This is a genomic window from Pseudomonas sp. P4_B4 (assembly GCF_056402255.1).
In genome coordinates this window covers 157,553-177,964 of sequence record NZ_JBFUHS010000006.1, presented here as the reverse complement: position 1 = coordinate 177,964, position 20,412 = coordinate 157,553, and the positions used below count along the sequence as shown (strand labels likewise).

The following is a 20,412-nucleotide window of genomic DNA, read 5'->3' as shown; positions in this document are numbered from 1 at the left end:
GCAGGCACGACGCCTCGTCAGTTCGGCTCGTTAAAGCTTGGCTCGCTCGGTTCGGCCACCTCGTAATCGCGCTCCCAGCCTTCGTTTTCCAGCTTCAGGCGGGCGATGGCCACGGCGTTGGCATTGGCGTCCAGGTCCGGCAGCGACTGGAACTCGCTGACCCAGCAGCGGAACACCTTGTATGCCAGGGCCAATTGGCCGGCTTCGTTGTACAGCTCGATGATGATGTCCTTGCGAAAATCCTTGAGCGAGACCTCCGCGCCCAGACCGGAGGCGAAGTTCCAGACCTTGTTCGCCCAGCGCTCGAAATCGGCATCGTGGGTCACCCCGCGCTCCAGGGTGATCGCCTCGAATTCCGTACGCCCCGGTGATTTGCGGCTGCTGCTGGGATCACCGCCTTCGCGGTGCTTGACCACTTCAGTGGTGCGTTTTAGCGCCGATACCTTGCTAATACCCGCGACATAGCGACCGTCCCACTTGACGCGGAATTTGAAGTTTTTATACGGATCGAAACGTTGGGCGTTGACCGTGAACTGAGCCATGGCATATCTCCCTGATGCAGCGGTTCAGCAGCCACCCGTTCGAGTGGCTGCAGCCTTGATTACACCTGAATCTGCCCAGCCAGCTGCTGGATCCTGATCACCACGAACTCCGCCGGTTTCAACGGAGCGAAAGCCACCAGAATATTCACCACCCCGCGATTGATGTCGTCCTGGGTGGTGGTTTCACGATCGCACTTGACCAGATAGGCCTCGCGCGGCGTTTTTCCCTGGAAAGCGCCCTGGCGGAACAGGCTGTTCATGAAGGCACCAAGGTTGAGCCGGATCTGCGCCCAGAGCGGTTCATCATTGGGCTCAAACACCACCCACTGAGTGCCGCGATACAGGCTTTCTTCGAGAAACAGCGCCAGCCGACGCACCGGTACGTACTTGTATTCCGAGGTCATCTGGTCGGCCCCACGCAAAGTCCGGGCCCCCCAAGACACCGCACCGTAGACCGGAAAACTGCGCAGGCAGTTGACCCCCAGCGGGTTGAGACTGCCGTTCTCGCGGTCGTTCAATTGATAGTTCAGCGCCTGCACCCCGATCAGGCTGGCTTCAGTGCCGGCCGGCGCTTTCCACACACCACGGTCGCCATCGGTGCGGGCGTAAAGCCCGGCCACGGTGCCGCAAGGTGCGCTGAGACGCAGCTTGCCGTTCTTCAAGGGGTCGGCGATGTAGATCCAGGGGTAGTAGACCGCGGCGTGATCGGACTTTGGCAATGCCGTGCCAGATACTGCGACCACCATCTGCTGCGGATCGACAGCCGTTGGCGGCGAGTCGATCACGAAGAATGCCCGGCGTTCCTCACAGTAGGCCGCGGCATCCATCAGCACGCCAGTGTCGGTGATACCCGGTAGGCAGAGGATGTTGAACAGGTCCACCTCTTCCAGCGCATACAGCCCTTTGCGCGTGTCACGGTCGGCAATGAAGGAGGAATAGATATCCGCGGCGGAATAGGCTGTTTCACTGCCGCTTTGCAGGGTGACATTCACCGGCTGGGTGGTGAGCGAGCCTGCCAGCAAGTGCAGCTGGCTGGCGATGCTGTTTAGCGGCGAAGCCGAGACCGCGATGCTCGATGCCGCACCTTGGGTGCCGGTGGCCAGGACCAGGGTGCTGCCGACCGCCGAGCAGGTAAAGTTCCGGTAGGCCGGATCGCCTGGTTTGCGCGCACGCACCGCCGCCTCAATCCGCGCGGCGACGTCTTTCAGTTTGGCTGCAAGGTCGCCGCCAACCGCCCCCGCGTCACCGATATCGATCACGTCGAGATTGCCATCGAGGCTGATGCGAAGGCCGGTGTGGGTTGCATCCGGCAGTGCATCCAGATCGTTGGCACCAAAGGTATCGCTGGTGAGAGTCGCCGGATCAGGCACCGGCACCGGTCGAATCGCACCGACCGAGTCGACTTCTACCCCACCGGCCTCACTGCCCAGTTTGAGCGCGGCGCTGGCATTGCTCTTCTGCCCGGGCAGCACCCGCACACTGGAGAACTCACCGCCGACACCGGACGTCATCAGAATTGTCTGCGTAGCGGCCGGCCGCGCACAGGTGAAGTTCTGGTAGGCCAATTGGCTGTTTGCCTGCGCCCGAACCTTGGTCTGGATTGCGCCACACAACGCATCCAGACGCTGGGTCGGGGTGCCGCCCGCGATATCCGCCGGCAGCGCGATCAGCACCTTGACCGGCGGCAGATTGTTCACGCTGACACGAAATTCGTTGTGATTGGCGTCCAGCAGGGTCGCCACATCGGCCAGGCTGGCACTGCGCGATGTACCGGCGGTCAACCCATCCAGCGCAGGCTGACCGACCATCCGACTGAGTTTTACCAGCTGTGAAACCGCATTCACCTGGTCCAGGACGTAGCGGGCATCCATCGAGTTCATCGACAGGTTTTCATAGCGTTCGGCGCGCCCATCCGAGGCGCGGATGAACGTGATGTTGAATGAGCTACCGGGGTTGATGGTGAGGTGATCCACCCGGACTTCGATACCGTTACCAGCAGAGCCTTCGTCCAACGCCTCGGCCTTCAGCACATCGATCGGCGTCGCGTTCTGCAGGGTTTTGCTTGCGGTACTGGCGTCCTTGACGATACGCACCACGTAAGCTTCGGTGCCGCCGTTCTGGAAGAACTGGCGGACTGCATAGCCCATCTCGGAATCCACCGCCAAACCGCCAAAGCGTCGCTCGTAATCGGCGAAACTGAACAGGTGCTGGGCTTTGTTTATCGGACCGCGTGGAGCCGAACCGGCAAAAGCAGCTACCGAGGTCGCGACACCGGTAATGGTCCGCACGCCGCTCGGCAGTTCTTCGATATAGACACCTGGATAGCTGAGTTGGGCTGGCATGGCGGATCCTTTCCGGACAGGATGCAGGTGGTTGATGGTCAAATCCCTTCAGAGGCAGCTACAACCTCGCCTCACAACCAACACAACTACATCCGAACCCACCCACTGCTCGGAAACCGTTGATGACCTGGACGAAGTGCAAGTTCCTGAGGGGAACTGACGGTCCACGATCCGAAAGGTATGGATAGCTATAGATCGTATTTTTTATTAAGCAAATTCAAGCATCTCGATCTTTAATTAATGGCTCATTGATATTTTTAGTTGTGTAAATGCCTGAACTTAAACAACTACCGCAAAAATGCCTATATCCAATAGTCATAAAGCACCGAAGAAAAACAATAAATAACTTTAAAAGATCAATGACTGTTTCGTTGTTGCGCTAATAGCCAGATATTATTAAAGCCAAAGAAGGCGCATCGATTTTCATCGCTGTGGATGAGCTGGGTACGGCCAGCCTTGGGCCCCAGGAGGCTGGCCAAAATGACGTGTCTCAGGCGTTGCTGCCCGATTTCGATTCCCGGCTGAGTGCTTCCACCTCTTGAACCAAGCCCTGAGCTGCCATCATCACCAGTGCTCGACCTTTTTCCGGTGTTGCCTGAGCGGGGTCCGAGCCCATGCGGCCGTCCGGATGGCGTGCGCGGAAGTCCTGTGCTTCGCGAATTGGCCCCCACGCGGCGATCTGGGGCGAATACTCAGCCGACTTGATCGAGTCAGGGTATGCCCATTGGGTAACAGCAATCTCGGAAGGCGTGGCATGAACGCCGTGCCCTGTAGGGAACTGCTCCCGTGCCAGTTCACCCACGCCTTCAAGGTCCCACCAGTTGCATAACTTCAGCGCAAACCCCGATGGGCGTCGAGCGAAGCTCGCCTCGGCGTAGAGTTCCGAGAACGCCGCTTCAATCGATGCAACATTGCCGCCGTGACCATTGAGGAACAGGATTTTCTCAAACCCGTGCGCTGCCAAAGACTGTACCCAATCGCCAATGGCTGCAATGAAGGTTGATGGACGCAGCGAAATGGTTCCCGGAAAGCCTAGATGGTGCTGGGCCATGCCAATGTTGAAGGTCGGGGCAATCAGGATGTCCGCTGTTTTCTGGGCTTCACGGGCAATGATTTCGGGACACATCCAATCGGTACCTAACAGGCCGGTTGGACCGTGTTGTTCATTCGAACCGATCGGGATCACGATGGTTCGACTGCGTTGCAGAAAGTCTGCCGATTTCGGCCCAGGTCGACAGGTGTAGAAGCATTTAAGTTCTCTCCACCAGAGGATCTTGCGTTTCAACTACCGGCCGCCACTAAAGAACAGGCACGAATTGATAACCCCACAGAAATGAGCGCGCCCTCCCTGCTGATTCTGGGTGAGGATGCAGCCGGCGAAAGTTCGATTCTGGAAGCCATTGCGCTCGCGATGTCAGACGATGCAGCGCGAAATGAGTTAGCGCTGGACCCTCACAGTTTTATTCTGAAGCCCGAATTCATGGGCGGCAGCGACCAGGATCGACGGGATTCCGCAACCGTGTCGCTGACGTTCGACGACGGCAGTTCCCATGTATTGACTATCAGCCGAGAAGGCTTTGTCGACAGTAAACATACCAGCGGCTTTGAGATGCCTGGTGTTTTTGCTTATGGCGCTTTTCGGCAGTACCTGAAAAAACAGCGAAGTTATAGCCCAGCGAAATACGTTAAAAATCTGCTGCGCTCCGATGTAGTGCTTTCCAACCCGGAAAAATGGCTACTCAGTCTCAACGCGGCCACCTTTGCAATGGTTGTGCGGGCGCTACGGGATGTTTTGAGTATCGAAGGCGAATTCGATGTGATCTCGCGGGATCCCGAAAGACGTAAATGTCATATTGTTACCTCAATCATGAGCAATGCAAACGAGGCGAAATATGGGAAAACCCCTTTGGATGTCGCCTCTTCTGGTTTCAGGACAGTGCTGGCAACGATCTGTGACATTTTTCAGGGCTTGATGGACCCCAGAGCCAACCGGGACTTCGAGAGCTTAAGCACTGCACGGGCTGTTGTGCTGATCGATGAGGTCGAGGCCCACCTCCATCCCCGCTGGAAAATGAATATCATGCGCGGCCTCAGGAGCGCACTGCCGAACGTCACGTTCATTGCAACAACCCATGATCCTCTTTGCCTGCGAACCATGGCTAACCACGAGGTGCTGGTACTGCAACGCGCTGCATCAGGACAACCTCCCAAAACTGCAAAAAAATCGAAAAAGCCTCCTTTACTACCGATGAAAGTAGAGCGCCTGGAGCACCTACCTGCCACCTCGAACCTGACGATCGAACAATTGTTGACGTCGGATTTTTTTCAGCTTTTTTCTGCGGACGCACCGGAAATCGACTGACAGTTCGCCGGTATCGCTGATCTTCTGGCGGCTCAACGCTTGGAGTCGAACACCGACCCACAAGAGATCAAATTACTGCACACCTTCGAGAGTGACATCGCGTCCGTGCTGCCGGTTGGAACGTCAGAAGGACAACGCCTTGTGCAAGAGGTGGTGGCCGAGTTCCTCAAAGAGCGCAGGACCGCGTCGGATGAGGCCCTTCAACGCATGAGAACGGAATCGAAGGCCAAGATCATGAGTTTATTGCGAGGTATCAACCATGCGCAAAGTCGATCGGTCGACCGTGAGTCCCCCTAATATCCTTGAGTCGCTGGAAGGCGGTAAAAGAGAACTCGATGACGTTCGCGCCCCTTGGGCCCAACAGAAGCCAGGCAGCTTTGCATTCAGCCTGTACATACACGAAGACTAGACATCCACCATCATGAATGCGGTCGGGCCTGTAGTGTTAACCAAAAATTAAAATTAGGGTTCGTATACAAAGTCGTGAGCGGGCGGTTCACGGAGCCTTTTATCTCACATCCATTAAATCGATTGGTTCTGTGGTTTAGGAAAACTCGCTCTAATGCGTTCAGTTCAAAGCGATATTATTTATAGCCTGGGGATTGAATCTCCCCTGGCGGTTCTGAACGGCCGTTATTAGCCGGTGTCAACTAACAAATGAGCAGATATAACTGAAAAGGCGCTCACTGGGAGCGCTCTGATACAGAGAGGACTTCATCATGAACTTCCATAGTCAAGGTCGCCCATTAAGTGATGGAGGTATGGACCAGATCTGCAATGCGCTGGGAATTTTCGAGCCGGAAGTATGGGCAATACTCACGGTTGAAACGCGCGGCTTTGGTTTTTTTCAGGATCGGCGCCCACAGATATTATTTGAGCGTCATATATTCCACCGCCTTACAAACGGTCGGCACGATACGGGAAATTCAGATATCAGCAATGAAAAAGCGGGAGGTTACATTGGTGGCCCTGGTGAATACCAACGCCTGGAGAAAGCGATGGAGCTTGAGCCGAGTGCCGCACTCCAAAGCGCATCATGGGGTATCGGCCAAGTCATGGGTTTCAATTTCAAATCAGTTGGCTTCGCCACAGTAAACGATATGGTCGCCGCCATGGTGAAGGATGAGAACGCCCAACTGTTGGCGGTGGCAAACTTTATCAAAGAGAATAATCTGGCCGGTGCGCTGCAGCGCAACAATTGGGTCTCCTTTGCACGTGGCTACAACGGTCCGGATTTCAAGAAGAACGAGTATGACACCCGCTTGGCCGCTGCCCATGCCAAGTACAAGATTATTCTCCCGGATTTGGCTCTGCGCTCCGCACAAGCGGCATTGGTCTACCTTGGCATCGATCCCGGGCCAATCGATGGCGTGCGCGGTCGTCGCACGAGCTCGGCGTTGATGCAGTTCCAGAAACAAGTTGGATTACCCGAAACCGGTCAACTGGACCGCGACACCGAGAGCAAGCTTCTTGAGAAGGCATTCCCGGCCTAGGATTGTCATCATGTCACCGTTGCGGCAATCGCAACGATCTTGGCGAGCATCCCTACCGCTATGTTGAGCTTGTTAGCGACGTCTTCAAAACGGCCGACCTGAGCGTCGACCGCTTCCGCGGCGTCTGTGGCCTTCTGGAGCCTGGCCAACAGTGGAGCGATTGACGGGTCCGCAGCATTGAGCAGCGCGGTGCGTGCGGTGTAGTACGCATCACGCGCTGCATTGGACTCGGTCAGAATACTTTCAGCCTCCTCGGTCGTACTCGCCTTGGCCAGCGCCAGGGCAATGCCCTTGTGGATCGAAAGGAAGGTGACACAGGCTATCGACCCGATTCAGGATCCGTGAGAACTCCGCTTGGGATTGATTGGATCTCCAGCAGCGCCCCCGCTGCACGACTGAAATCGGACCGCTATTACCTTTGGCTAGTCAATTATGGTCGAGAACCTGCCAGGTTTTTGGCCCGACGATCCCGTCAGGGACGAGGCCATGCGTACGCTGAAATTCACGCAGTGCCGCTTCGGTATTCGCACCAAAGTGCCCATCCACGTTCACTCCACACTTGGACTGAATCTGCTTTACCAATTCACCTATTGCACCACGCCGTAATGTCGGCCTGCCTGCTGTTAAACCTGGCTGGGGTTCGAGCTCAATTGCAGGAATAAGCTTTGATGCAGGTACAGTTCCAGTCATGATGGCCGACACAGCCTCGCGAAACAACACCATATCCAAATTCGGATCCGGTTTACGCCCCTTTGGCAATGCATATTCTTTATGACCGACACAAAACTCAACGCCCTGATTTATATGCCCTAATATTGCTGCCACTCCACGATAAAAACTATCAACTTGTACAGCCGGCCAAGGGGAGTCCCCGGGCAGGCCAGAATTTTCTGCCTCTATTGCGATAAAATTCGTATTTCCAGTTGTAATCCCTTTCCACTCCCCTGCGCCCGCATGATTACATTTTCCCGCAGCTATGACATAAAATGTACCATCACGTCCCAACCCCAATTGTGCTAATGGCCCTGACAAGTCAGATCGACCATGAATAAGAGTATCCAAACTTGGCATGTTGCCCCGATTAGGACCTGCCGTATGGTGGCACATAACGCCAAGTGCTTGTCCTAAATCGCCACGCCCCCGATTGGTCCAGCCATCGACCAAGGCGACTTTAAGGCCGGCAGCTTCTAACGTACTTGGCAACCACGTCAATGAATAGGTCATGATGCGACACCTCCAGTCGAAGGCGGAAGATCTTTATCGGCTGTCTCTGACTCGATTACCCCGTCGCAACCGTCCATGTTGTCATCTTGAACGTTCGGCGCCACATTCAAGTCATTCGATGGCAACCCGATCGCACCAGAAACAGTGATATTCAGGGTATTGGAGATCCCTCCCCCAGGCAACGGGTTAAATACGGAAACATTGAGCACACCCTCCTTGGCTACGTCCTCAGGTAACAAGCTTGCTATCAGTTGTTTATCTCCGATGTATCTGGTTTCCCTATTGGTATCATTGACCCGAACCACCGAACTTTTCAGGAACCCCAAACCATTTAATACCAATTGTTGTGTCTTGGGGCTGGCGCTGGATGGCTGAATATCAACAACCGTAGGGATGGGATTATCAAGATTATCTTTTCGCTTTGCATCCCCACCACCATGACTGGTCTTGAACAGTGAGTCGAATATTTCACTGAGCTTGTCTGTGGCCTGCTTCGCAAACATTCCGGCCATACAGGCCATCGCCGTTATACTGTAAAGATTGAGATTGCCTGCATCGTTGCCGACGGACAGAAAGCCGCCACGAATAACCAGATAAAAGATTGTCGCCAAGATCATACCGATAAATGGTTTGAGAATATACCACCAGATCCAACTGCTCATGAGTTTGTCGTTTCCGACGAAATCACCGAATGATTTAGCGGTGTGAACAAAGCTCCCCAAGCCGCCTGCCACCATCACCAGCATCAACAATCTGGCATCTAAAGTTACTTCAAAACACTCTTTACTTTCTGTTGCTCCACCCGCACTCGTCACTTTGTCGCCTGCTACTCCACTCGCACTCGTTACTTTACCTTCTGCCACTCCGCCAGCACTTGTCACAAATAGGGAGCAAATCATTTGCTTTTGGCTTCCCGAGATTTTTTGTGAAAAATCCGACGGCGACGGCCACAACAGGACAAATAGGTAGGCGAGTAGCACTGCGAGCATAATGAGCCCTGAACCCAACATCAGAATCTGGATTTTTTTGGCCTTGCGGCTAAAATTATTTGGCTGTAAGCCATCGGGGTTAGACGCCATAATGCGCTCCTCAATAATTGAGAGAATCGTGTGTATCCCTGCCGGTGCATCATCGGCAAACCCGGCTTACTCAAACCCTAGACATCTACTTTTCGACTGTATTTGACAAATATAGACGACGCGATTCTTTATGCAAGTTGATCGCTGCAAACGCCTTATCTTGCCTAAAGTCAGTGCTCTAATTTGACTACCAGAACACTTACAAATCAGGGGCATAAAAAAGTGTTCGAGCCCGAAAAAACATCTGTTAATCCGATGAAACACCTTCCACCAGAAATTCTGGCTAGAACAATAAGCCTTTGATTTGTCAGAAATAGATGACCGCAAGAAAAACAGGGTAATTTGAAATAATTAAAATACATAGAGCTTGCCTTGACTAATTACCACCCTATGCTACACAACACCAGAGATACGTTATTTTTTGCCTTCCGTGTTTAATCCCTGTTTTGTTAGGAGTTATAAAGGTTACGTCTACGACCACAAAACAAAACAATGGGCTCAAACAGATAATGGGAACTATATTCAACGCTAGCTCTTTGGAAGCATCAGGGATCGCTGAGTGAAAACTTTATTCCCGAAAAGAAAACTCAAATCGCGAATAGCTTTGATCTGATCATTGAGTTGGAAGGCGAAAAAAAATAGCAACGAGACTGGAGATTTGCCATGGCTAGCTTCGATGAGTACCTGGATGCGCTCAAAGAACCTCTCGCTAAATTAGTGCAGCAAAATTTTTCCGATTTTGCGAATGCCGTAAAAAATGACATCAAGGACTTTCTGGAACATTGCAAGCAGGACCTAATTAGATGGATCGAGCTACTTGCTGCAAAGAAAATAACTACAAATGAATACAACTCACTGTTGATCGGCGCTGAAAGCCTCGGCAGACTCCACGCCCTTAAACAAGCGGGCCTGGCTCAAGCTCGGCGGGATTTATTTATAAGTGGATTAGTTGTCGTGCTCGTCAATACGGCAATTACAGTTTTGCTCTAGTCAAAGCTAATATTTTTGGACTTAAAGAATATTGAAATCTGCACAGAATCAAAGCATGCATAGTCTCTGGTTTGTGCGTTAAACAAGAACCGCCTTGAGCGCTGAAAAATGTAGAAGATCCTGCATTCGCAGTTGCAATTAGCCAATCCTCCATGCGACGACTACAAGAGGAGCATTTAATATGCCAAGCACTGTACCCGGCACTGTTGACGTTATTGTCGACTTGAACCATGACAACAAAATCGATATGAAGAAAATCAAAGACGATGGCATTGTTGCGGTCATTCACAAGGCCAGCGAAGGCGCTACCTTTCGTGATGACAAATACTTGAGCAGGAGAAAGCTCGCACTGGATGCGGGCTTACTCTGGGGTGCCTATCATTTTTCCAGCAGTCGGGATGTTAAGGATCAATTCGAAAATTTTCTGAAGGCCACTGACCGGAGCCATTTAGCAGATGAAACCACCCTGACGATATTTTGAAAAACTGCCCGCTTTGGTATGCCCGCTATCGGGACAACCCCGTCGGCATTCCGATAGATACTTGGCCAACCTTTACCTTCTGGCAGTACACCGACGGAGCGAATGGACCGCAACCACGCGATATTAATGGAATGGGCCGATCTGACCGCAACTGCTTCAGCGGAACAGTAGAAGCGCTCCGGAAACAATGGCCATTTAGCAACTACTATAAGCAGGCTCCTTACAACTAGTAAGCTAACTACCGAGACGATCGACCCTGTTCAATAATGGGGTTATCGAACGGTAGGGGCGGCACCATTGCTAACAGCATCGCTTTGGCATCGCACCCACCGAAGTCAGTCGCATCGAAGGCCAGACAAGAATGGCGTGCCAAGCGATCTGTCCAAAACGGAGTGAGCCTCGATCAACCAGTTGTGCGTCGGTCTCAAAGCGCGAACTCCCTCGTCTCCAGCGTCGGATTGATAGGCAGGTCGAGTAACTCCCTGACGAGTTCTTCACGGAACGTACGGTCCGCTGCCAAATTCGGAGCATGGAATGCGTAACGGGCCCTCAAGTACATTGGCAAGCCTTTCTGCATGTCATCGACCCTGACGACGACTTGGTACTTAGATCCGCCTGGCAGATACCCTGCAATTCCCCTATATCGGCCTCCATGAAGGCAGCCTCCTGGATAGCTTTATGCGCGAACAGGTCGAACGAATGGGGGGGAACCTGTCGTTACGAATCCAGTTTCCAGCTTTGAAGCGATCTGTCGGATGATCCAAGACGGCGTCGGTCGGTGTCATCCCGAAAACGGCGGCGCGGGCCATAGCGTCAACATGGCGCTGTCAATCATAGAACTGGATGAACCCTAGTCGATTCGTGCACGCAGCATACTGGTTAGGGACCTGGAAGCACTGCCGGTTGCGCTCGTACCTTGATCGAAACGCTGCAATCGACCGCGCAAGCGTAATAGACAGGCTACGCATCACGACATCAATACAACAGTGTCGAGATGCTGTAGCTGTTTTAAACTGTAGGAACGAACCGCAACAAAATCCCCAACGGCCGTTAGCCATCACGAGAGCTGACACCGAATAACGTTGCACTTCGTCGACAAGGCTCTCGCAACTAGCCGACGATTTTTCTTTAGGCAACAGCTAAAATCGTGGACACGGCCTAATTGATTTAAATCTTTAATAAATACAAGAGCAACAATACCCGACCAAACCCTTTTTAGGAGACTTAGTATTCCCGGATTGACCCTGACACACACAGATCTAGAAGCACGCAACCACCTCATCCTCGCGTCAGCTTTTCGATCAGCGCCCAATGCTCAGGAAACTGCTGTCCGAGCTTTTGCCGGTCGCCCATTTCCATATCCGCGAAATCAAAACCTGGCGAAACCGCTTCACTGATCAAGCCGAATCCTGCAGCGCCTTGCATCACCTGCGAAGCTTTCCAGATTCCCCCGGGCACGTGCAGCTGCAAGCATTGTCCGGCAAGAACGTCGTGACCCATCACGATGGTTTTCAACGTGCCGTCCGGAAAAATCAGCGTGTACTGAATCGGATCGCCCAGATGATAGTAATGAACGATGTCTGACTGGTTGAGATGGAAATGGCCTATCGGAGAATCCTCGGTCAACAGATAGAAAATCGACGTCATGCAATGCCGTTGACCACCCGCAGTCACAACCATGTTCTGGTCGTCCGATTGGTAGGTTCTGCGAAAGAATCCGCCTTCGATATGGGGCTCAAGACCCAGGGCTTTGATCATTTCTCTAAGATGCAGGGTGCGTTGAGTCATTTGCCGTGCGCCTCTTATTTGTGATTTTGGTGACGCATTCGCAGCATTTATCGACATAACTCGACTAAATAGTGCTTTAGTCGAGTTGGCTTTTACTCTGGCTCGAAACCGTACCAGAAAACCGGTCGACTTCCCCGCTCCTCAGTCTCAGCTAAGTTTCGCTGCGTATCGTCTCCCTTGCGCAACTTCGGCGCTGCTCAGGAGAGGCAACCCGCCCATGAAACCCTTTACAGCCGGATGGCTCAATAAAGTACCCGAGGTGACGCTGTCATTCTGGGTGATCAAGATCCTGTCCACGACCGTGGGTGAAACCGGCGCGGACTTCCTCGCTGTCGATGCCGGCCTTGGCCTGGGCTGGACCAGTGTCGGCATGGCGACATTGCTGGCCATCGCCCTGTTCATACAGATGCGCAAAAGCGCCTGTTCGCCCTGGATCTACTGGCTGACCGTGGTGCTGGTGAGCATTGTCGGGACGCAGCTCACCGACATCCTGACCGACGTTCTCGATGTCAGCCTGTACACCAGCACCGCCGTGTTTTCAGTCCTGCTGGCACTCAACTTTCTCGTCTGGTACCGGATGGAACACAACCTGTCGATCCGCGAGATCGTCACCCCGCGCCGGGAATGGTTCTACTGGACGACCGTACTCTGCACCTTTGCCCTCGGTACGGCAGCCGGTGACCTGGCCACCGAAGCACTGGGCCTGGGTTTCACCCTCGGCGCCGTGATTTTCGCCGCGCTGCTCGCCGCGACCCTGGTGGCCTGGCGCCTGGGCGCCAATGTGGTACTGGCCTTCTGGGTCGCCTACATCCTGACCCGCCCGTTCGGTGCTTCTCTGGGCGACTTGCTGACCCAAGCCAAGACCTACGGTGGCCTCGGCATGGGCGCCACCTGGACCAGCGCGATATTCCTGTGCGTCATCGTCCTGCTGGTCGCTGTTGCGCAGATCAGCGTCGGCAACCGCAAACCCGTCACTCAGTAACGCTTAATAGTCCATCAAGGAATCGTCATGCGCCCTTTTCAAAACATCATTCGTCACGTCGCCATTGTCTCGTCGATCTTGCTGCTCAGCATCGCCGCCGGCTGCTCGAAACCCGCCGACAAGCCCGCTGCGGGCGGGCCCTCCGGTGCGATGAGTGCACAAACCCAATCCGGTTCAAAACTGGGTGACCTGTCCGAGTTCCGCACCATCGCCGCCGACGTTGCCACGGTCGTCGATAAAAACGACCTGCCGGGTGCTAAAGCCCGCATCAAGGACCTGGAGAGCGCCTGGGACTCGGCCGAAGCCGGCATCAAGCCTCGCGCAGCCAGCGACTGGCATGTAGTGGACAAGGCCATTGACCGCGCGCTCGACGCGTTGCGCGCCAGCAATCCGCAACAGAACGACTGCAAGGCCCGCATGGACGAGCTGATGAAGGCCTTCGATTCGATGAAAGGCGCGTAATAACCGGGCGGACAAACGCCGGTACAGGTGCTTCAATACAGGCGCGACGGTCATGACCGCCGCGCCTTTTTTTCGGAGCGGGACATGCGCATATTGCTGGTCGAAGATGACCCGATGATCGGGGACGCCATCCAGGGCGCACTGAGTGATGCGAGCTACGCGACCGATTGGGTGAAAAACGGCCTTACCGCACTCTCGGCGCTGCAGACCCAGCCCTACGACCTGGTGCTGCTGGACCTCGGGCTGCCAGGCAAGGACGGGCTCGATGTCCTCGACAACATTCGCGCCCGCAACAACCCGGTGCCTCTGCTGATCATCACCGCACGGGACAGCCTCGACGATCGCCTGCGCGGCCTCGACGGTGGCGCCGACGACTACTTGCTCAAACCCTTCGACATGGCCGAACTGCTGGCCCGCATGCGCGCCGTGCTGCGCCGTAACGGCGGGAACGCCCAGTCATTGCTGGACAACGGCGTGGTGGCGCTGGACCTGCTGTCGAAACAGGCCAGCACGGCGGAAAACCCCGACGTGCAACTGTCCAGCCGCGAGTTCGCCCTGTTACAGGCCCTGTTGATCCGCCCGGGGGCGATCCTCTCGCGCAGCGAACTCGAAGACCGCCTCTACGGCTGGGGCAATGAAGTGGAAAGCAATGCCGTGGAGTTTCTGATTCATTCGCTGCGACGCAAGCTGGGCAGCCAGGTCATCAAGAACGTCAGGGGTATGGGATGGATGGTTTCAAAAAGCGCTTGAGCGACTCGGTGCAGGTACGGCTGTCGGTCGCGCTGTCGCTGGCCATCCTGATCGTGGCGGTGCTGGCCGGGATATTTGCGTTCGTCTCGGCCCTCGACGAGGCCCACGAAATGCAGGACGAAACCCTGCGTCATGTGGCGGTCCTGTTCGATCGGCAACAGATGACACTGCACTACCCCGCCGCCGAAAAAATCGCCGGCGACGACGAAGAATCCAGGGTCATCGTGCAATACCTGGCTGACAGCAGCAAAGCCGTCGGCAACAACAACGACGACAGCGTCCTGCCACTGCCCTTCCCCACGACGCTGGCCGATGGCTGGTCGACCTTGAGTATCGCCGGCGAAGACTTTCGCGCGCTGGTCCGGACCACCGCCCGGGGCGAGCGCATCGTCGTCGCCCAGGAGACCGGTGTTCGCGACAAAGAGGCACGCGAGAGCGCCTGGCACAGCCTGTTGCCGTTTCTCATTCTGTTTCCGGTGCTGTTGCTGGTGGTGGGCGATCTGGTGCGCAAACTGTTTCGCCCCATCGCGACCCTTTCCGACGAAATTGATCGACGGGACAAACAGGCCCTGCACCCGATCGACGAACACCATCTGCCAACCGAGATCCGCCCTTTCGTCGTGGCCATCAATCGCTTGCTGGCGCGGGTTGCGCAGTCTATGGAAACCCAGCGTCGCTTCATCGCCGACGCCGCCCACGAACTGCGTTCGCCCATGACCGCCCTGTCGCTGCAAGCCGAGCGGCTGAAAGCCACACATATGCCGACGCAAGCCGTCGAGCGTCTGCTGCCGCTGTCCCGCGGCATAGAGCGCAGCAGAAAGCTGATCGATCAGTTGCTGGCCCTGGCCGCCGCGCAATCGAACGCCGAGCGGCCGCAGACCACGGTTTGGGTGCATGAGGTGTATCGACGGGTACTGGAGGACCTGTTGCCCCTGGCTGAACGCAAGAACATCGACATCGGCGTTGAAAGTACCGAAGACGTGCAGGTCGTCATCAACGAAATGGACCTGCTGATCCTGATCAAGAATCTGGCGGACAACGCGATCCGCTACACCCCTTGTGGCGGACGTGTCGACCTGTCGGTGGAGCTGGCGCAAGACACCGTGATCCTTCAGGTCAAGGATTCCGGCCCTGGCATCACCGCCGATGAACAAATGCGCGTGTTCGACCCGTTCTATCGCAGCGTGGGAACAGAGGAAGCGGGCTCCGGGTTGGGCTTGTCCATCGTCAACGCCATCGCCGAGCGTACGGGCGCTCGCGTGCGCCTAGGTTTCTCGGATGAGACGAACAAGAGCGGCTTATGTGTCTCGATCGAGTTGAAAAGAAGCTCAGGCTAAATGTCTATGTATCACAGTGTGTCAAAGCGAGATCTCGATACACTGACTTTCGTCCGGCCGGCGATTGGACACAGGCCAGATACGTTGCCGCGTTTCAATGCAAGCAAGGTTTGAAGGGGCACAGACCGGACCCCTGACCCATGGCTGGTAATGGAGACATCCCATGAAGAAGGCACTGCACTACAGCAAAACCGGCAAGACTCGCCGCCACCTGGTCGGCCCTTCGATCCTCGCGCTTACTCTGTTCGGCGTGCTCGGCGCGGCCCACGCGCAAACGGCCGCCACCACGCAGCCAGCGGCGACCCCTGCCGCTACCACGCAGGCGGCGCCCTTGCCCTTCGGCCCGCTCAAGCATGTCAACGCCGGACTGCTGAACGTGGCGTACGCCGAAACTGGCCCGACCAACGGGCCGGTGGTGATCCTGCTGCACGGCTGGCCGTACGACATTCACAGTTATGACGAGGTCGCGCCGTTGTTGGCCGCCAAGGGCTATCGGGTGCTGATGCCCTATGCGCGCGGCTATGGCGATACGCGTTTCCTGTCCGTAGAAACCGAGCGCAACGGCCAGCCGGCTGCGCTGGCCAGTGATGTCATCGACTTCATGGATGCCCTGAAGATCAAACAAGCGGTGCTCGGTGGCTATGACTGGGGTGCGCGGTCGGCCGACATTGTCTCGGCGCTGTGGCCGGAGCGGGTCAAAGCGCTGGTCTCGGTCAGCGGTTATCTGATCGGCAACCAGGCGGCCGGCAAGAACCCGCTGCCCCCCAAGGCGGAATTGCAGTGGTGGTATCAGTTCTACTTCGCCACTGACCGTGGTCGCGCTGGTTACGAGAGAAACACCCACGACTTCGCCAAGCTGATCTGGCAACTGGCTTCGCCGAAATGGGCGTTCGATGACGCCACCTTCGACCGCAGTGCCAAGGCGCTGGACAACCCGGACCATGTCGACATCACCGTGTTCAATTACCGCTGGCGCCTGGGCCTGGTCCAGGGTGAAAGCCGATACGAAGCGCTGGAACACAAACTGGCCACTGCGCCGTCCATCAGCGTACCGACCATCACCCTTGAAGGCGATGCCAACGGCGCACCGCACCCGGCGCCTGAAGACTATGCCAAGCGTTTCACCGGCAAATACGAGTTCCGGCTGATCACCGGCGGCATCGGCCATAACCTGCCGCAGGAAGATCCGCGGGCGTTTGCCAAAGCGGTGATAGACGCGGATCACCTTTAAGCCCGATCTGACATCCGCGTACGTATCCAGAAGCAATGCCTCGAAAAAAACGGCTCGTTTCAGCTAACCAGCCGTTTTTTGTGAAGTCGATGCACACCAGTCCTTACGCCGAGCCAAACGCCGGCAAAGATGAGCTATCTTGTCAGCGACTCGCCTGCATCAGGCGACTGCCAACAAGTAAGGACGCTTTATGAACTGTTCACCCCAGCGCCACGCCCTCTTCGCACTGACGCTCATCAGCACACTCACGGCAACCGCACTGAGCACGCCGGGCTACGCTGCCGAAGCAGCCAAAGTCGCACCCGTCGCGGGGCCTGTCACCGGAACCAAAGTGACCGAACCCTATGTGCGCATGATGGCGCGCGAGGCGTATTTCTGGGGTTGGCCGATGGCCAACATCTTCAATCGTCGCCAGACCTTCAAGGACCTGCCCGAGCCCGGCTTGATGGGCGGCATCGTACCCGTGGCGCCGATCAATCGGCTGTCGATGCTCAGCGACTACATCGACCCGGCCGAGCGGCTGGTGGCCTGCCCGAACCAGGACGTGGTGTACGGCGCCGGCAGCATCGCCCTGGACCTTGAGCCGGTGGTGCTGCAAGTGCCGGACTTCGACGGCCGTTTCTGGGTGTATCAGGTGGTCGACCTGCGTTCCGACAGCTTCGCAGAGCTGGGCAAAATGTATAACACCCAGCCAGGTTTCTACCTGTTGGTCGGCCCGGACTGGAACGGCAAGGTGCCGCCCGGCATTAAACGGGTGTACCGCTCGCGCACGAACACCGGGTTCGTGATCCCCCGGGTGTTCCAGGACGACACCGCCGCCGACCGCCAGGCCGTGCAGCCGGCATTGTCGGGCATCGACATGTACCCACTGTCGCAATACGACGGCAAGATGAAGAAGCGCAACTGGGCCAGGCTGCCGAAATTCCCGGCACAGGCTTCTGAAGGCAACGCCGAAACCAAATGGGTGGTACCGGAGAAGTTCTTCGACGAACTGCCGGCCCTGCTCAAGGACGCCAAGCCATTGCCGGGCGAAGAGGCCCTCTACGCGCAAATGGCCGCCCTCGCGGCCATCGCCAAGGCCGACCCGCAACTGCGCGCCGCGATGATCGACGAGGCGAAAAAGGCCGACAGCGAAGTGATCGACCCGCTGTTGCAGTTCCGTAACTATGGCCTGCAATTGCCGGATCACTGGAGCACGGTGAGCAACGGTGCAGCGTTCGGCACCGACTATTTCACCCGTACCGCCGTGGCGCGCTCGAACATATTCGTCAATCAGCAGAAAGAGACCAAGTACTTCTACCAGGACCTGGATGAGAACGGCCTGCGCCTCAACGGCCAGTACGGCTACAGCGTGACGTTCGCCAAAGGCAAGCTGCCGCCGGTCAAGGGATTCTGGTCGCTGACGCTGTACAACGAACAGCACTTCTTCTCGCCGAACGAGCTCAAGCGTTACTCCATCGGCACCAAGAACAAGTCCCTGCAAAGCAACCCTGACGGCTCGCTGACTATTTACGTGCAAAGCGAATCACCGGGCAAGGACAAGGAAAGCAACTGGCTGCCCTCGCCTAAAGGCGCCGAATTCTCGCTGTACATCCGCGCCTACTGGCCGCAAGCCGATGCCCTCGACGGCGACTGGACTCCACCGGCGGTGGTGAAAACCAATTGAAAGGACTTCGACGATGAACGCGGCAAGCAAAACGCTGACCGCACTGGCGTTGGCCGTTTCGGTCAGCCTTGGCGCCCAGGCGGCCACGCACTATGAACAACTGGCGGATCTGCCCTTCGCCGGCGGTTATCCAACCCTCGAAGGCGTGGCTCAGCTCAAGAACGAGCTGTTGTTCCAGCGCGCCGTGCAGTCCTACATCTGGGCACTGCCGGCACTGAACATGTACGCCATGAAGGAAGGCTCGGAAAAAACCTTCGGCGCCGGCTACAACGTGCTGCCGATCTGGAAAGACCGGCTCAATGCCAAGACCCTGGTGACCACGCCGAACTCCGACGTGATCTATGCCATGGGCTACCTCGACCTGAAACAGGATGGCCCGATGGTGATCGAAGTGCCGCCGGGAATGCAGGGCATTCTCGACGACTTCTTCCAGCGCCCGATCTGCTCCGAAGGCCAGATCGAGGGTCGCCAATGGTGCGGCGATGTCGGCCTGCCCGGCCCGGACAAAGGCAAGGGCGCCAAGTACCTGGTGCTGCCACCGGATTACAAGGGTGACGTGCCGCCGGGCTACCTGACCTACCGTTCGCGCACCTACAACGTGTTTGTGTTCTGGCGCGGTTTCTTCAAGGACCCGAAACAGCTCGACGCACCAGTCAAGCTCATGGAGCAGACGCGCATCTATCCGCTGGGCAAAGAAGCCACGGCGAAGAAGATCGAGTTCCCCAACGCCTCGAAAACCCCGGTCAACATGCTCTACCCCACCGATGGCAGCGCGTTCGACATGCTTTCGCGGTTTATCGACCATGAGTATGTCGACCCGCAAGACATGGAAATGCGCGGCATGCTCGCCGCCCTGGGCATCATCAAGGGCAAGCCGTTCCAGCCGGACGCGGCGACTCGCGACCTGCTCGACAAGGCCGCGAAGACTGCAAGCAAAATGGGCCACGCCACTTCCTACACCCCGCAAACCATCGTCGTCAATGGCACCTGGTATCCGGACCGCAAGTGGCTGAACGTCTTCCCGGGCAACGCCACGTTCACCGCCGACACCTTCAACTACATCGACCCGCGCACCGGTTTCTTCACCAATGCCTACTCGGCCAGCCCCGGCATGGCGGTGAACATGGAGAACGTCGGCGCCAAGTACCCCGCCACCTTCGTCGACGCCAAGGGCGAGTTCCTCTCAGGCAGCAATGCCTACACGCTGAACCTGCCCAAGGGTATTCCGGCGGCGTTGTTCTGGTCGGTGACCGTGTACGACTCGATCACCGCCTCGGGTGTGGACAACGGCCAGCCGTTCCCGTCGTTGAACGCCATGGACAAACCGCGGGTGAATGCCGACGGTTCGATTGACGTGCACTTCGGGCCGGACTCGCCGGGTGAAGGCAAGAACTGGATTCGCACCCTGCCGGGCAAAGGCTTCTTCGTGATCCTGCGCCTGTACGGCCCGACCAAGGCGTTTTTCGACAAGGCCTGGAAACCCAGCGATTTGCACAAGCAGTAACCCGTAATGCCGTGAACAAATGAGCGCCCAAGTGGCGCTCATTTCGTATTGGCGGCATGGAAAACACAAATCCCTATGGGAGCGAGCCTGCTCGTGATGGCTTCGGTACAGTCGATATCAAAGAGCCTGACACACTTCAGGTCGACGACAGACAGGCGCCCTTTTCCGGTACCAGACGA

At 56.3% G+C, this 20,412-nt stretch carries 16 protein-coding genes and 2 pseudogenes; 12 read left to right on the top strand and 6 right to left on the bottom strand.

Annotation, left to right across the window (positions count from 1 at the left end):
• Positions 1-17: 17 nt before the first annotated feature.
• The 3 genes and pseudogenes from AC1DVE_RS09560 to AC1DVE_RS09550 form a co-directional block, all read right to left on the bottom strand.
• Entirely contained in the window at positions 18-542 is a 525-nt protein-coding gene (locus AC1DVE_RS09560; RefSeq protein ID WP_057399652.1) for a phage tail protein, read from the bottom strand.
• A 59-nt stretch (positions 543-601) separates the two neighbouring features.
• On the bottom strand, positions 602-2,884 hold the full coding sequence (locus AC1DVE_RS09555; RefSeq protein ID WP_223532427.1) for a phage tail sheath family protein: 2,283 nt from the start codon (positions 2,882-2,884) through the stop codon (positions 602-604).
• 490 nt (positions 2,885-3,374) lie between these two features.
• Positions 3,375-4,134, bottom strand: a pseudogene (locus AC1DVE_RS09550) (creatininase family protein).
• An 83-nt stretch (positions 4,135-4,217) separates the two neighbouring features.
• Between AC1DVE_RS09550 and AC1DVE_RS09545 the strand changes: the two are divergent.
• Both AC1DVE_RS09545 and AC1DVE_RS09540 read left to right on the top strand, forming a co-directional pair.
• Positions 4,218-5,246, top strand: a complete 1,029-nt coding sequence (locus AC1DVE_RS09545) for an AAA family ATPase (protein ID WP_223532425.1) — start codon at positions 4,218-4,220, stop codon at positions 5,244-5,246.
• 719 nt (positions 5,247-5,965) lie between these two features.
• Positions 5,966-6,739 carry an N-acetylmuramidase domain-containing protein gene (locus tag AC1DVE_RS09540; protein ID WP_223532423.1) on the top strand — a complete coding sequence of 258 codons (774 nt, stop codon included), beginning with the start codon at positions 5,966-5,968 and terminating at the stop codon, positions 6,737-6,739.
• Positions 6,740-7,165: 426 nt separating this feature from the next.
• Here AC1DVE_RS09540 and AC1DVE_RS09535 read toward each other — a convergent pair whose 3' ends face one another.
• Positions 7,166-7,963 (bottom strand): peptidoglycan recognition protein family protein, encoded by a 798-nt coding sequence (locus AC1DVE_RS09535; protein ID WP_223532421.1) that lies wholly within the window; start codon positions 7,961-7,963, stop codon positions 7,166-7,168.
• On the bottom strand, positions 7,960-9,042 hold the full coding sequence (locus tag AC1DVE_RS09530; protein WP_223532419.1) for a hypothetical protein: 1,083 nt from the start codon (positions 9,040-9,042) through the stop codon (positions 7,960-7,962). The genes AC1DVE_RS09535 and AC1DVE_RS09530 overlap by 4 nt, the downstream gene beginning before the upstream one ends.
• A 663-nt stretch (positions 9,043-9,705) precedes the next feature.
• Between AC1DVE_RS09530 and AC1DVE_RS09525 the strand changes: the two genes are divergently transcribed.
• From AC1DVE_RS09525 to AC1DVE_RS09515, 3 genes and pseudogenes are all read left to right on the top strand, one after another.
• Positions 9,706-10,032, top strand: a complete 327-nt coding sequence (locus tag AC1DVE_RS09525) for a hypothetical protein (protein ID WP_223532417.1) — start codon at positions 9,706-9,708, stop codon at positions 10,030-10,032.
• Positions 10,033-10,213: 181 nt separating this feature from the next.
• Positions 10,214-10,513 (top strand): GH25 family lysozyme, encoded by a 300-nt coding sequence (locus tag AC1DVE_RS09520; RefSeq protein ID WP_223532415.1) that lies wholly within the window; start codon positions 10,214-10,216, stop codon positions 10,511-10,513.
• 609 nt (positions 10,514-11,122) lie between these two features.
• Positions 11,123-11,364 (top strand): annotated as a pseudogene (locus tag AC1DVE_RS09515) (LysR substrate-binding domain-containing protein); the annotation flags it as partial.
• Between the two features lie 427 nt (positions 11,365-11,791).
• Here AC1DVE_RS09515 and AC1DVE_RS09510 read toward each other — a convergent pair.
• Positions 11,792-12,301: a cupin domain-containing protein gene (locus tag AC1DVE_RS09510; protein WP_223532413.1), complete on the bottom strand. Its 510-nt coding sequence runs from the start codon at positions 12,299-12,301 to the stop codon at positions 11,792-11,794.
• A 217-nt stretch (positions 12,302-12,518) separates the two neighbouring features.
• Here AC1DVE_RS09510 and AC1DVE_RS09505 point away from each other — a divergent pair, with 217 nt between their 5' ends.
• From AC1DVE_RS09505 to AC1DVE_RS09475, 7 genes are all read left to right on the top strand, one after another.
• Positions 12,519-13,283, top strand: a complete 765-nt coding sequence (locus AC1DVE_RS09505; RefSeq protein ID WP_223532411.1) for a COG4705 family protein — start codon at positions 12,519-12,521, stop codon at positions 13,281-13,283.
• Positions 13,284-13,310: 27 nt separating this feature from the next.
• Positions 13,311-13,745 carry a hypothetical protein gene (locus AC1DVE_RS09500; protein ID WP_223453823.1) on the top strand — a complete coding sequence of 145 codons (435 nt, stop codon included), beginning with the start codon at positions 13,311-13,313 and terminating at the stop codon, positions 13,743-13,745.
• Positions 13,746-13,829: 84 nt separating this feature from the next.
• Positions 13,830-14,495, top strand: coding sequence for a response regulator transcription factor (locus tag AC1DVE_RS09495; RefSeq protein WP_223453825.1), 666 nt, complete (start codon positions 13,830-13,832; stop codon positions 14,493-14,495).
• Positions 14,471-15,832 (top strand): ATP-binding protein, encoded by a 1,362-nt coding sequence (locus tag AC1DVE_RS09490; RefSeq protein WP_223453827.1) that lies wholly within the window; start codon positions 14,471-14,473, stop codon positions 15,830-15,832. The genes AC1DVE_RS09495 and AC1DVE_RS09490 overlap by 25 nt, the downstream gene beginning before the upstream one ends.
• Before the next feature lie 163 nt (positions 15,833-15,995).
• The gene (locus tag AC1DVE_RS09485) at positions 15,996-17,063 is read left to right on the top strand and encodes an alpha/beta fold hydrolase (RefSeq protein ID WP_223453829.1); all 1,068 of its coding nucleotides are present in this window, start codon (positions 15,996-15,998) and stop codon (positions 17,061-17,063) included.
• 190 nt (positions 17,064-17,253) lie between these two features.
• Positions 17,254-18,729 carry a DUF1254 domain-containing protein gene (locus AC1DVE_RS09480; protein WP_223532408.1) on the top strand — a complete coding sequence of 492 codons (1,476 nt, stop codon included), beginning with the start codon at positions 17,254-17,256 and terminating at the stop codon, positions 18,727-18,729.
• A gap of 13 nt (positions 18,730-18,742) precedes the next feature.
• Positions 18,743-20,233 carry a DUF1254 domain-containing protein gene (locus tag AC1DVE_RS09475; protein WP_223453832.1) on the top strand — a complete coding sequence of 497 codons (1,491 nt, stop codon included), beginning with the start codon at positions 18,743-18,745 and terminating at the stop codon, positions 20,231-20,233.
• Positions 20,234-20,412 lie beyond the last annotated feature (179 nt).

Bases quoted from the DNA above. Each gene is read 5' to 3' on its own strand.
- AC1DVE_RS09475 (WP_223453832.1), top strand. From the start codon at position 18,743: ATGAACGCGGCAAGCAAAACGCTGACCGCACTGGCGTTGGCCGTTTCG.
- AC1DVE_RS09480 (WP_223532408.1), top strand. From the start codon at position 17,254: ATGAACTGTTCACCCCAGCGCCACGCCCTCTTCGCACTGACGCTCATC.
- AC1DVE_RS09560 (WP_057399652.1), bottom strand. From the start codon at position 542: ATGGCTCAGTTCACGGTCAACGCCCAACGTTTCGATCCGTATAAAAAC.
- AC1DVE_RS09530 (WP_223532419.1), bottom strand. From the start codon at position 9,042: ATGGCGTCTAACCCCGATGGCTTACAGCCAAATAATTTTAGCCGCAAG.
- AC1DVE_RS09545 (WP_223532425.1), top strand. From the start codon at position 4,218: ATGAGCGCGCCCTCCCTGCTGATTCTGGGTGAGGATGCAGCCGGCGAA.
- AC1DVE_RS09505 (WP_223532411.1), top strand. From the start codon at position 12,519: ATGAAACCCTTTACAGCCGGATGGCTCAATAAAGTACCCGAGGTGACG.
- AC1DVE_RS09555 (WP_223532427.1), bottom strand. From the start codon at position 2,884: ATGCCAGCCCAACTCAGCTATCCAGGTGTCTATATCGAAGAACTGCCG.
- AC1DVE_RS09485 (WP_223453829.1), top strand. From the start codon at position 15,996: ATGAAGAAGGCACTGCACTACAGCAAAACCGGCAAGACTCGCCGCCAC.
- AC1DVE_RS09495 (WP_223453825.1), top strand. From the start codon at position 13,830: ATGCGCATATTGCTGGTCGAAGATGACCCGATGATCGGGGACGCCATC.
- AC1DVE_RS09490 (WP_223453827.1), top strand. From the start codon at position 14,471: ATGGATGGTTTCAAAAAGCGCTTGAGCGACTCGGTGCAGGTACGGCTG.
- AC1DVE_RS09510 (WP_223532413.1), bottom strand. From the start codon at position 12,301: ATGACTCAACGCACCCTGCATCTTAGAGAAATGATCAAAGCCCTGGGT.
- AC1DVE_RS09525 (WP_223532417.1), top strand. From the start codon at position 9,706: ATGGCTAGCTTCGATGAGTACCTGGATGCGCTCAAAGAACCTCTCGCT.
- AC1DVE_RS09535 (WP_223532421.1), bottom strand. From the start codon at position 7,963: ATGACCTATTCATTGACGTGGTTGCCAAGTACGTTAGAAGCTGCCGGC.
- AC1DVE_RS09500 (WP_223453823.1), top strand. From the start codon at position 13,311: ATGCGCCCTTTTCAAAACATCATTCGTCACGTCGCCATTGTCTCGTCG.
- AC1DVE_RS09520 (WP_223532415.1), top strand. From the start codon at position 10,214: ATGCCAAGCACTGTACCCGGCACTGTTGACGTTATTGTCGACTTGAAC.
- AC1DVE_RS09540 (WP_223532423.1), top strand. From the start codon at position 5,966: ATGAACTTCCATAGTCAAGGTCGCCCATTAAGTGATGGAGGTATGGAC.